Origin of the sequence: Sphingomonas sp. QA11 (assembly GCF_028473665.1) — a bacterium.
In the GTDB taxonomy this organism is placed as follows: domain Bacteria; phylum Pseudomonadota; class Alphaproteobacteria; order Sphingomonadales; family Sphingomonadaceae; genus Sphingomonas; species Sphingomonas phytovorans.
This window is the reverse complement of record NZ_CP098774.1, coordinates 301,682-315,434: the sequence shown is the minus strand read 5'-3', so window position 1 is coordinate 315,434 and position 13,753 is coordinate 301,682. Positions and strand designations below refer to the sequence as shown.

The window sequence follows — 13,753 nt, the reverse complement described above, 5'->3', positions numbered from 1 at the left end:
CAATGTCGCGGGCGCGAAGAACGCGCCTGCCAGCCGCTCGACGAGGACCGGAGCTTACGCCGCCGCCGACCGCCCGGCCTCCTGCCCGCGGGGCGGATGCCTGCTTTCAGCCTTGGCAACGTAAAGCGCCCGGTCGGCGGTATCGAACAGGGCATCGGCGGTGCGGCCGTCGATGGGCCAGGTCGCAACGCCGATGCTGGCACCGACGCGAATGTCATAACCGCAAATGTGATGCGGCGGCACCAGGGCTGACAGCATGTGGCCGGCAATGGCGTGGGTCGCGATCGCCGAGCCGCAGGGCACCAGGATCGCGAATTCATCGCCACCCAGCCGCGCCACCACGGCATCGTCACCACCGGCACCGCGCAGCCGCTCCCCGACCTCGCATAGCAGCACGTCGCCCGCGGCGTGGCCGTGGCAGTCATTGACCGGCTTGAAGCCGTCGAGATCGACCAGCGCGACCGAAAAGCATGTCTCCGGACCCGCCGCCGCAATCTCCTGCTGCAGCCGGGCGTCGAGCGCGCGGCGATTGAGCAGGCCGGTCAGCGGATCGGTGTTGGCAAGATCCCGCATCTTGCGCTGGAGCATCAGCAGGTCGACGAGCTGGACATGTTGCTGCGCGATCATGCGAAGCAGGAACGCACTGGCGACGGCGAGGCTGGTGCCGGCGGCAACGTCCATCCGGTGACCGGTGAAGAGAAGCAGGATGGTGATAGGCAACAGGCCGATCGCCAGGTTGATGATCGTCGCCGAGCGGATGGTCGAGAGGCAATAGGCAGTGGCAAGCGAGCCCATCGCCATGATCATCGGATAATAGATCCGCATCTCCGGCGGCGCGCTGAACCAGCTCATCACGCACCAGGTACTGCACAGCACGCCGAGCGAGCCCGATACCCATGTCGCTGCCTTGATCATCTTCGCGGCACGGGCGACATCCAGAATCATCGCGCGCTTCTTCATCCAGGCAAAGAAGCGCAGCAGGCACGCGCCGCCCATGAAGACCGGGATACCAAAACGGATGATCGGCGAGGCGCCTTCGCTCGACCCGTAGATCGCAGTTGGAATCGTGAGGAGCAGGGTGAGATAGAGCAGCGGAATCTGGCTCTGCAGCCGCGCCGCGCGAAGCAAGGTGAAATCGTCCCGGATCACCTCGGGAACCGGCGGAAAGGCAGCCCGCCAAAAAGCCTTGATCGTCGCTCTCATCGGGCCGGGCTAGCAGCCCAAGGTAAATCGACCGTTACCCCTGTTCCTGAACCAGAATTTCGCGCCCCGCCGCCGGCCGCGACGGCGTGCCCCCAGAGCCACGATGGGGAAGATAAATCCGGATTCGGTCCTGTTTCCCGGCGACGGGGCCATCAGTTGTTAACCATGTTTCCATAGCACCGCGCCTCGCACGAACGACCACCACAGGAGCAGCAGATGACGCGCGCGGCCATCCATCCCAGCCTTCCCCAGAACGACACCCCGGCGCAAAAGGCAGCGCGCGAGGCACAGATCGCTACCGCCTGCGCCAGCTATGTCTGGACGACCGATGTCCCGACCCTGCCGGGCGTGCCGCTGGCCGCGACCGTCCCGGCCAGTGACGAGCCGACCATTCCATGGTTCCTGATCCTGATCGCCGTCGGCCTGAAGATCGCGCGCAACGTGATCGCGGTGAAACTGGCCGGCCTCGGACAGGGGCAGCTCGACAGCGCGCCCCAGGGGCTGGCCGACGCCCTGGCCCGCTGTGATGCGATCGAGGCATCGGCGACGCATATCGCCCAGCATCACACCGTCCAGACCGGCAGTTCGTTCCTTGCGCGCGGCGCGGCCGATGCGGCGATCGCGGTCGAATATGTCGAGCATGACGCCCATCTCGAACAGTTGAAGAACTATGCAGCGGAGCTGCGCGACATCGCGGCGCTGAGCGGGAACGAAAGGCTCGGTATCGACGGCACCGCGGCGGCGTCGCTCGATGCCTATCGTGCGCTGTTCGACACGATCCCGGTGCCCGGCTTCGCCTATATCTTCGAGGAGAATGACCAGTTCGCGCGGCTGCGCGTGGCCGGGCCGAATGCGATGCTGATACAGGGGATCAGCGCCCTGCCCGCGAACTTTCCGGTCACCGCGAAACAATATGAAGCGGCGATCGGCCTTGGCGACACGCTCGAGAGAGCGCTGGCCGAGGGCCGGGTCTATCTGTCCGACTATGCCGAGCTTGCCGTGCTGGTGCCCGGCGTGTGGAAGGGGCTGGCCAAATATGTCTGGCAACCGCTCGCCCTGTTCGCGGTGCCGCCGGGCGGATCGGCGCTGAAGCCGGTCGCGATCCAGTGCGGCCAGGACAGCGACGAGCATCCGATCTTCACCCCGACGGTGGTCGCAGCCGAATCCTGGGGCTGGGAGATCGCCAAGACCGTGGTCCAGGTCGCCGACGGCAATTATCACGAGCTGTTCGTGCATCTGGCGCGCACCCATCTGGTGATGGAGGCGTGCGCGGTCGCGACTCACCGCGAGCTTGCCGCCGTCCATCCGCTCTGGGCGCTGCTGGTGCCGCATTTCGAGGGATCGCTGTTCATCAACAACCAGGCGGCGACCTCATTGATCGCCGCCAACGGGCCGATCGACCATATCTTCGGCGGCACGATCACGTCGAGCCAGCTCGCCGCGGCAAGCGACCGGCTGGCGTTCGATTTCTACGGCAAGATGCTGCACCATGATCTCGTCGCGCGGAACGTCGCCGATACGGCGGCGCTGCCCGACTATCCTTATCGCGACGATGCCCTGCTGGTCTGGCAGGCGATCCACGAATGGGCGACTCAATATATCGACATCTATTATGCCAATGACGCGGCCGTGACCGGCGATACCGAGCTGGCCGCCTGGGTCGCCACCCTCGCCTCGGACGGCAAGCTGAAGGGGTTCAGGCCGATCGTCACGCGCGCCCAGCTTGCCGATGTGTGCACGATGATCCTGTTCACCGCGAGCGCCCAGCATGCCGCGGTGAATTTCCCGCAAAAGGACATCATGTCGTTCGCCCCCGCCGTCACCGGCGCTGGCTGGACGGCGGCACCGATGGGCCAGACCGGCCATGACAAGGCTGAATGGCTTGGTTACCTGCCGCCCGTCTCGCTGGCGCTCGAGCAACTCAACGTGCTGTATCTGCTGGGCTCGGTGCACTACCGGGCGCTGGGCGACTATCGCAGCAACGACTTCCCCTATCTGGAGTGGTTCCGCGATCCGGCGATCATCGGTGCCGAAGGGCCGCTGGCCCGATTCCAGGCATCGCTTCGCGCGGTCGATGCCCGCATCGTCGCCCGCAATGCCGAGCGGCAATATCCCTATCCGTATCTCCAGCCGAGCCTGATCCCGACCAGCGTCAATATCTGAACCGCATGGCCCGGCTGCGTCGCGTGCGGCCGGGCTTCCACTCCGTCTTCCCGGCAACCCGCTATCCGCGAATGCGCCAGGATTACCCCAAAGCCTCGGCCATCTCCGCCAGCTCCAGCCAGCGCATCTCGGCCGCGTCCTTCTCCTCGCGAGCCTTGTCGATCGCTTTCATCAGCCGATCGAACGCGGCGGGATCCTTCGCATAGAGATCGGGATCGGCCAAAGCCGCCTCGTCCCGGGCAATCGCCTTGTCCAGTTCCTCGATCCGCTTGGGCAGCAGTTCATAGTCGCGCTGGTCCTTGTAGGTCAGCTTGACCCTGGCCGGCGGCGGTGCGGTCGGCTCCGCCTTGCGCGGATTGGGGCGCTTGCCGCCCGACGCGCGCAGCCTGCGGCGCTTCTCCCAATCCTCATAGCCGCCCGCCACGACATCGACCGTGCCCGAGCCGTCAAGCCCGAGCGTGATCGTCACCGTCCGGTCGAGAAAGTCGCGATCGTGGCTGACGATCAGGACGGTCCCCTCATAGTCGCTGATCACTTCCTGCAGCAGGTCGAGCGTCTCCAGGTCGAGATCGTTGGTCGGCTCGTCAAGCACCAGCAGGTTCGAGGGGCGGGCAAACTCGCGCGCCAGCAGCAGCCGCGACCGCTCACCGCCTGACAGCGTGCCGACCATCGCGTCGACCAGCCCAGGTTCGAACAGGAATTCCTTGAGATAGCCGATGACGTGCTTCTTGACGCCCTGCACCTCGATCCAGTCGCCGCCATCGGCCAGCACCTCGCGCACCGTCTTGTCGGGCGCCATCAGGCTGCGCTGCTGGTCGATCACGATCCGGTCGAGCGTCTTGGCGAGCCGGATATGCCCTTCGTCGGGCGCGAGCTCCCCGGTCAGCAGCTTGAGCAGGGTCGTCTTGCCCGCGCCGTTCGCGCCGACGATGCCGATCCGGTCGCCGCGCGTGATGCGGAGCGTCAGGTCCTTGATGATCGTGCGCTCCCCAAAGCTCTTGGAGACGCCTTTCACGTCGATCACGACCTTGGTGCGGACATCGTCGCTGCCGATCGACAGGTTGGCCGTGCCCTGCGGTCCCATCATCGCGGCGCGCACCGCGCGCATCTCGTGAAGCTTGGATAGCCTGCCCTGGTTGCGTTTGCGCCGGCCCGTCACGCCGCGCAGCAGCCAATGTTCCTCAAGCTTGAGTTTGGCGTCCAGCCGTTCGGCGTTGCGCGCTTCCTCGGCATAGACCTGTTCCGTCCAGGCCTCGAATCCGCCGAAACCGATTTCGGCGCGCCGGATCGATCCGCGATCGAGCCACAGCGTCTGCTTCGTCAGGCGAGTCAGGAAGGTGCGGTCATGGCTGATCGCGATGAACGCGCCGCGGAACCGGCTCAGCCAGTCCTCCAGCCAGTCGATCGCGGCGATATCGAGATGGTTGGTCGGCTCGTCGAGCAGCAGCACGTCGGGCTCCAGCGCCAGCGCGCGAACGATCGCCGCCCGGCGGCGCTCGCCGCCCGAGGCGCTGGCCGATTCGCGCGACAGGTCGATGCCAAGCTGGTCGGCGATCGCTTCGGCCTCATGCGGGGCCGGCGCGTCTTCCCCCGAGAGCACATAGTCGAGCAAGGTCGGATGCGCCGAGAGATCGGGCTCCTGCTCGAGCAGAATCACCCGCGTGCCCGGTACGATCGTCCGCCGTCCCTCGTCGGAATCGATCTTGCCGGCGATCAGCTTGAGCAGGGTGGTCTTGCCGGCACCGTTGCGCCCGATCAGCGCGAGCCGGTCGCGCGCGCCGACATGGATGTCCAGCCCGCGGAACAACCATCCCGATCCCTGGATGATGCCGAGATTTTCATATGCGAGGATTGGGGCTGCCATGCGGGCCCCGTTAGGGCGGCAGGCGCAGGTGGGCAAGTTGCCGCGAAAAGTTGCACCCCGTATGTTGCCCCATACGTTACCCTTGCCTGACGGAAGTATTCACAGGCTGTTCAAGCCCGCCTCCCTATGCGAGACGCCATGAAGATGCTCGTACCGCTTGCGTTATCCGCCTTCGCTGCGCTTGGCCCGGTATCCGCCCCCGCGGAACCGATCCAGCGGCGTGACCAGGAGGAAGCGTTCGATCAGCTCCGCCAGGGCCGGATCATGCCTTTGCGCGAGATCGAATCGCGCGTCCTGCCGCGCATGACCGGCGCGCAATATCTCGGTGTCGAGCTGGACAGCGCCACAAGTGTTTACACGCTCAAGTTCGTGCGTAAGGGAACTGTCATCTGGGTCTATGTCGATGCCCGTTCGGGCAAGGTCATCGGCCAGGACGGTAATTGAACGCCTCCAAGGCGTCGTCTGAAGGGATAAACCTATGCGCGTTCTGATCGTCGAGGACGAGCCCAGCCTGGGCCAGCAGCTCAAGAATACCCTCGAAGGCGCCGGCTATGCCATCGATCTCGCCACCGATGGCGAGGAAGGCCATTTCCTCGGCTCGACCGAGAATTACGATGCGATCGTGCTCGATCTGGGGCTTCCCGAGATCGACGGGCTGACCGTGCTCGACCGCTGGCGCAAGGAAGGCCGCACCGCGCCGGTCCTGGTGCTGACCGCGCGCGACAGCTGGTCGGACAAGGTGGCCGGGCTCGATGCCGGCGCCGACGATTATGTCGCCAAGCCCTTCCAGTCCGAGGAGCTGATCGCCCGCCTCCGCGCGCTGATCCGCCGCGCCTCGGGCAATGCCTCGTCCGAGCTGACCGCTGGCGACGTCCGCCTCGACACCCGTTCGGGCAAGGTCACGCTGGCCGGCGAGCCGGTGAAGCTCACCGCCCAGGAATATAAGCTGCTCAGCTACCTGCTCCACCACAAGGGCAAGGTGGTCAGCCGTACCGAGTTGATCGAGCATATCTACGACCAGGATTTCGACCGCGATTCGAACACGATCGAAGTGTTCGTCACCCGGATCCGCAAGAAGCTGGGACAGGACGTGATCACCACCATCCGGGGGCTCGGCTACAGCCTCGAGGATCCGGATGCCTGATCCCGTTCCCATGACGTCCCATGGCTGACAGCGAGGCTGCCCCGGCCGCCGGCGCCACTCCCGCGCCCGCGCAGCCGGTCGAGGAGAACCGGCCGGCCCCGACCCCGACCATCTATCCCGCGAGGCAAAAGACCACCGGCTCGCTCAGCCGGCGGATGATCTTCATCGCGGCCGGGTGGATCCTGCTGCTGCTGACCGGCGGCGGTTTCGCGCTCGACCGGGTGCTCACCGCCGCGGTCACGCGCAACTTCGACGACCAGCTCGAATATGTGCTGACCGCGCTGATCGTCTCGTCGGAGATCGGCCCCGAGGGCGAGGTCGTGTTCAACCGCGAGCCCGCCGACCAGCGTTTCCTCGAACCCTATTCGGGGCTCTACTGGCAGGTCAGCGCCACCGGGCGCGAGCCTTTCCCGTCGCGCTCGCTCTGGGACCGGCGCCTTGCCTTCGGCACCAACCATGCCGATCTGGGCGTGCACGCCTATGACAGCCATCAGTTCGGCGACGAGCGGCTGCGCATCCTCGAACGCGACGTGAAGCTGCCCGGCTCCCCGACACGCTGGCGCTTCCAGGTGGCGCAGAGCCGCGACGGGCTCGACGCGCAGATCGGCGCGCTGCGCAAGACGCTGGTGCGCAGCTTCCTGCTGCTCGCGCTCGGGCTGATCGTGATGGCCGCGTTGCAGACCTTCTACGGGCTGTGGCCGCTGCGCCGGGTGCGCGAGGAGATCGCCCGGATGCGCGCCGGCAAGTCGCGCCAGGTCGAGCGCGCCATGCCCAACGAGGTCGCGCCGCTGGTCGAGGAGCTGAACGCGCTGATCGAGCATAACGAGAAGCAGGCCGAGGAAGCGCGCCGCCACGCCGGCAACCTCGCCCATGCGCTCAAGACGCCGCTCACCGTCATCATGAACGCAGCGACCGCGCAGGCCGACGATCTCGGCGAGACCGTGATCCGCGAGGCGCGGACGATGCGCCGGCAGGTCGACCACCATCTCGCCCGGGCTCGCGCGGTCGGCCGGCGCGGCTCGGCGCATAGCCGCGCCGATGTATGGCCCAGCCTCGAATCGGTCGAGCGCGCGGTCGGCCGGCTTTACCGCCATGTCCGTATCGACGTGACCGGGCCGAAGAACCTTCAGGTCCATGTCGAACGCCAGGATCTCGACGAGATGCTCGGCAACCTGATCGAGAATGCCGCGAAATATGGCGGCGGCAGCGTGTTCGTCACGGTCGGCGCCCAGGCCGGCTTCGTCGAGTTCCTGATCGAGGACGACGGCGTCGGCATCCCCGAGGAGGATCGCCTGCGCATCTTCGATCGCGGCGTGCGGCTCGATACGGGCAAGCCGGGGACTGGCCTCGGGCTGGCGATCGTCCGCGACGTGGCCGAGATCTACGAAGGCACGGTCAGCCTGGAGGAGAGCGAGGACCTTGGCGGCCTCCTCGCGCGCCTGAGGCTTCCGGCGGCCAATTAGTTCCCCCCGGAAAGGGAAGGATCAGGCAGCCACCGTCAGCTCCCGCATCACCTCGGCCGTGATCGTCAGGCTGCGTTTGCGCGCGGCGTGATCGTAGATCGAGCTCGCGATCATCAGCTCGTCCACCCCGGTCCGCTCGACGAACGCGGCGATCCCGCGCGCGACCGTGGCGGGACTGCCTACCGCCGAACATTGCAGTACATGGTCGAGAATACGCGCGCCCTGCGGCCCGATGCTGTCGCGATAGCCCGGCACCGGCGGCCTGAGCTTGCCCGGATTGCCGGTGCGCAGCGCAACGAAGGCCTGTTGCTGCGAACTGGCCAGCAGTTCGGCCTCGGCATCGGTATCGGCCGCGAACACGTTGAATCCAGCCATCAGATGCGGCCTGGCCAGCGCCGCCGAAGGCCGGAAGTCGCGACGATAGATCGCGATTGCCTGGTCGAGCGCGTCGGGTGCGAAGTGCGAGGCGAAGGCGTAAGGCAACCCGAGCATCGCAGCGAGTTGCGCGCCGAAGGTGCTCGATCCGAGGATCCACAATTTCACGTCCGCCCCCGCGCCCGGCGTCGCGCGGATGCCGGTCTGGCCGTCATCGGCGAAATAGCTCTGCAACTCGACCACGTCGCGCGGAAAGGCGTTCGCGTCGCTTTCCAGCGTGCGGCGAAGAGCCCGCGCGACGATCTGATCCGATCCCGGCGCGCGCCCCAGCCCAAGGTCGATCCGCCCCGGGAACAGCGCATCGAGCGTCCCGAACTGCTCGGCGATCACCAGAGGCGCGTGGTTGGGCAGCATGATGCCACCTGCCCCGACCCTTATGCTGTCCGTTGCGGCAGCGACATGGGCGATCACCACCGCGGTGGCGGCGCTGGCGATGCCGGTCATGCCGTGATGCTCGGCAACCCAGTAGCGGCTGAACCCCAGGCTCTCCACATGCCGGGCGAGATCGGCCGCATTGGCCAGGGAGCGGGAGACGCTGCCGCCTTCGGTGACGGGAACGAGATCGAGCAGGGAATAAGCTGTCATGACTGGCAAGATGGGGTACGCCGCCCGCCGGTAAAAGCCCTTTGGCGGCGCGCGGCGGCAAGCAAAGCTATCGGCACGCACACAATCTTTGCGTCCATGGTGCCGCGGCTCCCAGCGCATCGCGCAATCGGCTGTCGGGCGAAGGGCCGAGCCCCCCCTCCCGCGCCCGTCCCGCCTTGCCCCGGGGGCGTCGCCCGCTTAGAGCCTCGCGCCATGCTCGCGCGCCTCGCCCCCGTCCGGAACTGGATCTTCGATCTCGACAATACGCTGTATCCGGCGAGCGCCCGGCTGTTCGACCAGATCGACCGGAAGATGGGCGCCTATATCGCCGATCGTTTCGGCTGCGACCTGGTTGAGGCACGCCGTATCCAGAAAGGCTATTTCCTCGGCCACGGCACCACGCTTGCCGGGCTGATGGCCGAGCATCACGTCGATCCGCACCAGTTCCTCGATTTCGTCCATGATATCGAGATGGACGTGCTTGAGGAGAACCTGCCCCTCGCCGCCGCGATCGCCCGGCTGCCGGGGCGCAAGATCGTCTTCACCAACGCCGATACGCCCTATGCGGGCCGCGTGCTCGACCGGCTCGGCCTGGGCGCGAGCTTCGAGGCGGTGCACGATATCCATGCGATGGACCTGAAGCCAAAGCCCCAGACGTCGGCCTATGCCGGGCTGTGCGCCGCATTCGGCATCGATCCGGTCGAGAGCCTGTTCGTCGAGGACATGGCGCGCAACCTGAAACCGGCCAAGGCGATCGGCATGACCACGGTCTGGGTCGACAACGGCTCCGAGCAGGCGGCCGACATGGACCGCAGCTATATCGATTTCACGACACACGATATCCGGCACTGGCTGGAAAGCATATTGGAGGCATGATGAGCGAATTGCAGGGCACGATCGACGCGGCATGGGATGCGCGCGACGGGGTCAACACCGGCACCACCGGCGCGGTGCGTGACGCCGTCGAGACCGCGCTCGGCCTGCTCGATTCCGGCGCGGCCCGTGTCGCCGAGCCTGACGGCCAGGGCGGCTGGCGCGTCAACCAGTGGCTCAAGAAAGCCGTGCTCCTGTCCTTCCGCCTCAACGACAATGCGCTGGTCGATGGCGGTTCCGCCGGCGCGCCCGCGTTCGACAAGGTCCCCTCGAAATTCGCCGGCTGGGGCGAGGCGGAATTCCGCGCTGCCGGTATCCGTGTCGTCCCGGGCGCCGTCGCGCGGCGCGGCGCCTTCATCGCCAAAGGCGCGATCCTGATGCCGAGCTTCGTCAATATCGGCGCCCATGTCGGCGAGGGCACGATGGTCGACGCCTGGGCCACGGTCGGCAGTTGCGCGCAGATCGGGAAGAACGTCCATCTCTCGGGCGGGGCCGGCATCGGCGGCGTGCTGGAGCCGCTTCAGGCCGATCCGGTCATCATCGGCGACGGCGCGTTCATCGGCGCGCGCGCCGAGGTGGCCGAGGGCGTTCGCGTCGGCGAAGGCGCGGTGCTGTCGATGGGCGTCTATCTCGGCGCTTCCACCAAGATCGTCGACCGGGCGACCGGCGAGGTCTTCCGGGGCGAGGTGCCGCCCTATGCGGTGGTGGTGCCCGGCAGCATGGGCGGCGGAGACGGCAAGCCGGCGCTCTATTGCGCCGTCATCGTCAAGCGAGTCGACGAGCAGACCCGGTCCAAGACCAGCATCAACGAATTGCTGCGGGATTGATCCGCAAGCTCGCCTGTCTGGTCCTGCTGCTGGCGGCCGCCCCGGCGCCGCCAGCGCTCCCGGTCGCTCCGGCCGTGGTCGTGCGCACCCTGCCGCACGACCCGGACGCCTTCACCGAGGGCCTGTTCTACCGGGAAGGCCATCTCTACGAGAGCACCGGTCAGGTCGGCGAGTCCAGCATCCGCAAGGTCGAGCTGGAAACCGGGAAGGTGATCAGGAGCGTCTCGATCCCGTCGCCTTATTTCGGCGAGGGGATCGCGCCCGTGGGCAGCCAGATCGTCAGCCTCACCTGGCAGCATCACACCGGGTTCCGCTGGACGCTCGACGGCTTCCGCAAGCTGGGCAGCTTCTCCTATCCCGGCGAGGGCTGGGCGCTCACCAGCAACGACCGGACGGTCGTCATGTCCGACGGCACCGCCCAATTGCGTTTCCTCGATCCCGCCACCCTGAAGGAACAGCGGCGCATCACCGTCACGGCGAACGGGCGCCAGGTCGATCAACTCAACGAGCTCGAATTCGTCGACGGCGAGATCCTCGCCAATATCTGGCGCACGCAATATATCGCCAGGATCGATCCGGCGGACGGCCATGTCATCGGCTGGATCGACCTGTCGGCCCTGATCACCGCAGTGGGAGAAACCGACCCAGAAGCAGTTCCCAACGGCATCGCATGGGACGCCAGGGGCCGCCATCTCTACGTGACTGGCAAGCTGTGGCCGACCCTGTTCGAGATCAAGCCACCCAAGGGCTGACCACTGGCCGAGTGGGGCTTCTCCTCAGCTAGCGTCTCGACAACGTCACACCCCGCTCCTATCCCGCCCGCAACATCCGAGGGGAAATCACCGCCAATGACCACCGCCAGCAAGGTCCTCGACCGCGTTCTCGTGCTCGAAATGGTCCGCGTCACCGAAGCCGCCGCCATCGCCGCCTCGAAGCTCGTCGGCCGCGGCGACGAGAAGGCAGCCGACGCCGCCGCCGTCGAGGCGATGCGCGAGGCGTTGAACGAGCTCTACATGGACGGTACCGTGGTGATCGGCGAGGGCGAGCGCGACGAGGCCCCGATGCTGTTCATCGGCGAGAAGGTCGGCTCCGCGATCGGCAAGGGTCCTAAGATCGACATCGCGCTCGATCCGCTCGAAGGCACGACGATCTGCGCGACGGCCGGACCGAACTCGCTCGCGGTGCTGGCGATCGCCGAACAGGGCGGCCTGCTCAACGCGCCCGACGTCTATATGGACAAGATCGCGGTCGGCCCGGGCTATCCCGAGGGCATCATCGATCTCGACCGGAGCCCGACCGAGAATGTGAAGGCGCTCGCCGCCGCCAAGGGCGTCGAGCCCGCAGACATCATCGCCTGCGTGCTCGACCGCCCGCGCCACCAGAAGCTGATCGCAGAGTTGCGCGCGCTTGGCTGCGGCATCATGCTGATCGGCGACGGCGACGTCGCGGGCGTGATCGCGACGACCAACCCCGATACGACGATCGACATCTATCTCGGCTCCGGCGGCGCGCCCGAGGGCGTGCTGGCGGCGGCTGCGCTGCGCTGCGTCGGCGGCCAGTTCAAGGGCCGGCTGCTGTTCCGCAACGACGACGAGCGCGCCCGCGCGCGCAAATGGGGCGTGACCGATCTCGACAAGCAATATGACCTGACCGAACTGGCCAAGGGCGACTGCATCTTCGCCGCGACCGGCGTGACCGATGGCTCGCTGCTCGCCGGGGTGAAGCGCAAGGCGACCGTGATGACCACCGAAAGCGTGGTGATGCGCGCAAGCTCGGGAACGGTCCGCTGGGTTAAGGGCGAACACCGGATCTGACGGCGGCGCCTCCGCCACAACGATACGGCCGGTGCTATGCGCGCCGGACGTTCAGCGTGACGACATTCTGCCCGAGCGCCGGCTCGATGAGGTCGCGGGCGATGCAGATTCGATTGCGGCCCTCTTCCTTGGCCCGGTAGGACGCCCGGTCGGCCCGGCGCATCAGATCGGCCAGGCTGTCGCCTTTCCGCCTCTCCGCGACGCCGCCGCTGACGGTCACCGGCGGCAGCCCGCCGGTCGCGAGATCGGCGGTCGCGACGCGGATCGCCTGGGCGCTCAGGCAGGCGCTTTCGGCGGTGGTCCGCTCAAGCAGCATGGCGAATTCCTCGCCGCCGATCCGCGCGACGATGGCAGATTGCGGCGCCGCCCGCTGCAACAAGCCGGCAAAGGCGGCAATCACCTGGTCACCAACATCGTGACCGTGCGTATCGTTGATCCCCTTGAAGTGATCGAGGTCGAACATCACCGCCGACAGCGGGCGGCCAAGCCGGTCGGCCCGGGCAAAAGCCTGTTGCGCCTGCCGGTCGAACCCGCGCCGGTTGGCGATGTCGGACAGCGGATCGGTCTCAGCGTCGAGCTGGGATTGAGCCACCGCCTTTTGCACGACAAGCAGGAGCAGCAGGAGCCCGGTGCCCACCATCAGGATTCCGGTGCAGGCCTGGGAGAACAGCGCATAGGTGCTGGTGGAATATTCCTGCGCCGTCCTGCCCGAGCCGAACGCGACGGCGAAGAACGGCTTGGTCGCGAAATGCAGGGCGATGAGGCCATAGCTGGCCGACAAGATGAGATAGAGCGGCTTCGAGCGCCCGACGCGGAAGGCGGTCAGGGATGCAAGCAGCGCCGCGATGGCGAACGGCACCTGAAAGACCAGTTCATAGGCGATCGTGTTGCGCGCCCCGCCCCAGATCGCCGCGCGAAGCGCCATGCCCAGCAGGAACAAGGTGGCAATGACGCCCCAGGCGCGACGCTGGCCATGGAACGACTGGAGTCCGGCGGTCATCAGCAGGAGCGAGGCAAGGAACGTGGCGTAGCTGGTGACGACGAAAGGATCGGGCGCATCGCTGAACCGCACCAGCAACTCGCTGACGGGGGTCAGCGCGCCCATGGCAAAGCCGGCGCAGAACCACAGCGCGCTGCGCTGGGCGCGATACGACAGGGCGATCACGGCGAAGCTCGCGGCGAACAGCAACGCCATGCCGGCATTGACCGCCAACGCGAAAACGGCTCCGTTCATGCTGTCCTTCCCTCATGCGCAACCCACCGGCACGCAACCGTAGAGCCGGTTGAGGAAAGAAAAGGTGAAGGCGGCCGAGCCCGATCGACGGGCGCGTCGATCAACTGGCGAGCCCTGCCGATCCAAGCATTCAAAGTAACCATCCTGG

The 13,753-nt window shown here is 66.7% G+C and carries 12 protein-coding genes; 8 read left to right on the top strand and 4 right to left on the bottom strand.

Annotated features, from left to right (window positions below; genetic code table 11):
* Positions 1-54: 54 nt before the first annotated feature.
* On the bottom strand, positions 55-1,203 hold the full coding sequence (locus NDN01_RS01575; RefSeq protein ID WP_272625387.1) for a GGDEF domain-containing protein: 1,149 nt from the start codon (positions 1,201-1,203) through the stop codon (positions 55-57).
* Positions 1,204-1,419: 216 nt separating this feature from the next.
* Between NDN01_RS01575 and NDN01_RS01570 the strand changes: the two genes are divergently transcribed.
* Entirely contained in the window at positions 1,420-3,366 is a 1,947-nt protein-coding gene (locus NDN01_RS01570; protein ID WP_272625386.1) for a lipoxygenase family protein, read from the top strand.
* Positions 3,367-3,448: 82 nt separating this feature from the next.
* Here NDN01_RS01570 and NDN01_RS01565 read toward each other — a convergent pair whose 3' ends face one another.
* Complete coding sequence (locus NDN01_RS01565; RefSeq protein ID WP_272625385.1) at positions 3,449-5,230, bottom strand: ABC-F family ATP-binding cassette domain-containing protein; 1,782 nt, start codon at positions 5,228-5,230, stop codon at positions 3,449-3,451.
* Between the two features lie 138 nt (positions 5,231-5,368).
* On the opposite strand from NDN01_RS01565, the gene NDN01_RS01560 reads away from it, so the two are divergent.
* The 3 genes from NDN01_RS01560 to NDN01_RS01550 all read left to right on the top strand — a co-directional run bounded on the left by NDN01_RS01560 (position 5,369) and on the right by NDN01_RS01550 (position 7,837).
* On the top strand, positions 5,369-5,674 hold the full coding sequence (locus NDN01_RS01560; protein WP_272625384.1) for a PepSY domain-containing protein: 306 nt from the start codon (positions 5,369-5,371) through the stop codon (positions 5,672-5,674).
* Between the two features lie 34 nt (positions 5,675-5,708).
* Complete coding sequence (locus tag NDN01_RS01555; RefSeq protein ID WP_272625383.1) at positions 5,709-6,374, top strand: response regulator transcription factor; 666 nt, start codon at positions 5,709-5,711, stop codon at positions 6,372-6,374.
* 155 nt (positions 6,375-6,529) lie between these two features.
* Entirely contained in the window at positions 6,530-7,837 is a 1,308-nt protein-coding gene (locus NDN01_RS01550; protein WP_272628452.1) for a sensor histidine kinase, read from the top strand.
* Between the two features lie 21 nt (positions 7,838-7,858).
* Here NDN01_RS01550 and NDN01_RS01545 read toward each other — a convergent pair whose 3' ends face one another.
* Positions 7,859-8,857 (bottom strand): LLM class flavin-dependent oxidoreductase, encoded by a 999-nt coding sequence (locus NDN01_RS01545; RefSeq protein WP_272625382.1) that lies wholly within the window; start codon positions 8,855-8,857, stop codon positions 7,859-7,861.
* Positions 8,858-9,070: 213 nt separating this feature from the next.
* Here NDN01_RS01545 and NDN01_RS01540 point away from each other — a divergent pair, with 213 nt between their 5' ends.
* The 4 genes from NDN01_RS01540 to glpX all read left to right on the top strand — a co-directional run bounded on the left by NDN01_RS01540 (position 9,071) and on the right by glpX (position 12,371).
* Positions 9,071-9,733 carry a pyrimidine 5'-nucleotidase gene (locus NDN01_RS01540; RefSeq protein WP_272625381.1) on the top strand — a complete coding sequence of 221 codons (663 nt, stop codon included), beginning with the start codon at positions 9,071-9,073 and terminating at the stop codon, positions 9,731-9,733.
* Complete coding sequence (gene dapD / locus NDN01_RS01535; RefSeq protein ID WP_272628451.1) at positions 9,733-10,557, top strand: 2,3,4,5-tetrahydropyridine-2,6-dicarboxylate N-succinyltransferase; 825 nt, start codon at positions 9,733-9,735, stop codon at positions 10,555-10,557. Before NDN01_RS01540 ends, dapD begins: the two co-directional genes overlap by 1 nt.
* Positions 10,554-11,309 carry a glutaminyl-peptide cyclotransferase gene (locus tag NDN01_RS01530; protein ID WP_272625380.1) on the top strand — a complete coding sequence of 252 codons (756 nt, stop codon included), beginning with the start codon at positions 10,554-10,556 and terminating at the stop codon, positions 11,307-11,309. The genes dapD and NDN01_RS01530 overlap by 4 nt, the downstream gene beginning before the upstream one ends.
* Positions 11,310-11,405: 96 nt before the next feature.
* Positions 11,406-12,371, top strand: a complete 966-nt coding sequence (gene glpX, locus NDN01_RS01525) for a class II fructose-bisphosphatase (RefSeq protein WP_272625379.1) — start codon at positions 11,406-11,408, stop codon at positions 12,369-12,371.
* A gap of 34 nt (positions 12,372-12,405) precedes the next feature.
* Here the strand turns inward: glpX and NDN01_RS01520 are convergent, their stop codons facing one another.
* Positions 12,406-13,605 carry a GGDEF domain-containing protein gene (locus NDN01_RS01520; protein ID WP_272625378.1) on the bottom strand — a complete coding sequence of 400 codons (1,200 nt, stop codon included), beginning with the start codon at positions 13,603-13,605 and terminating at the stop codon, positions 12,406-12,408.
* Positions 13,606-13,753: the final 148 nt, after the last annotated feature.

What these genes read in the sequence shown, in the direction of transcription:
- NDN01_RS01575 (WP_272625387.1), bottom strand. Translation starts at nt 1,203, where the DNA reads ATGAGAGCGACGATCAAGGCTTTTTGGCGGGCTGCCTTTCCGCCGGTT.
- NDN01_RS01570 (WP_272625386.1), top strand. Translation starts at nt 1,420, where the DNA reads ATGACGCGCGCGGCCATCCATCCCAGCCTTCCCCAGAACGACACCCCG.
- NDN01_RS01565 (WP_272625385.1), bottom strand. Translation starts at nt 5,230, where the DNA reads ATGGCAGCCCCAATCCTCGCATATGAAAATCTCGGCATCATCCAGGGA.
- NDN01_RS01560 (WP_272625384.1), top strand. Translation starts at nt 5,369, where the DNA reads ATGAAGATGCTCGTACCGCTTGCGTTATCCGCCTTCGCTGCGCTTGGC.
- NDN01_RS01555 (WP_272625383.1), top strand. Translation starts at nt 5,709, where the DNA reads ATGCGCGTTCTGATCGTCGAGGACGAGCCCAGCCTGGGCCAGCAGCTC.
- NDN01_RS01550 (WP_272628452.1), top strand. Translation starts at nt 6,530, where the DNA reads ATGATCTTCATCGCGGCCGGGTGGATCCTGCTGCTGCTGACCGGCGGC.
- NDN01_RS01545 (WP_272625382.1), bottom strand. Translation starts at nt 8,857, where the DNA reads ATGACAGCTTATTCCCTGCTCGATCTCGTTCCCGTCACCGAAGGCGGC.
- NDN01_RS01540 (WP_272625381.1), top strand. Translation starts at nt 9,071, where the DNA reads ATGCTCGCGCGCCTCGCCCCCGTCCGGAACTGGATCTTCGATCTCGAC.
- dapD (WP_272628451.1), top strand. Translation starts at nt 9,733, where the DNA reads ATGAGCGAATTGCAGGGCACGATCGACGCGGCATGGGATGCGCGCGAC.
- glpX (WP_272625379.1), top strand. Translation starts at nt 11,406, where the DNA reads ATGACCACCGCCAGCAAGGTCCTCGACCGCGTTCTCGTGCTCGAAATG.
- NDN01_RS01520 (WP_272625378.1), bottom strand. Translation starts at nt 13,605, where the DNA reads ATGAACGGAGCCGTTTTCGCGTTGGCGGTCAATGCCGGCATGGCGTTG.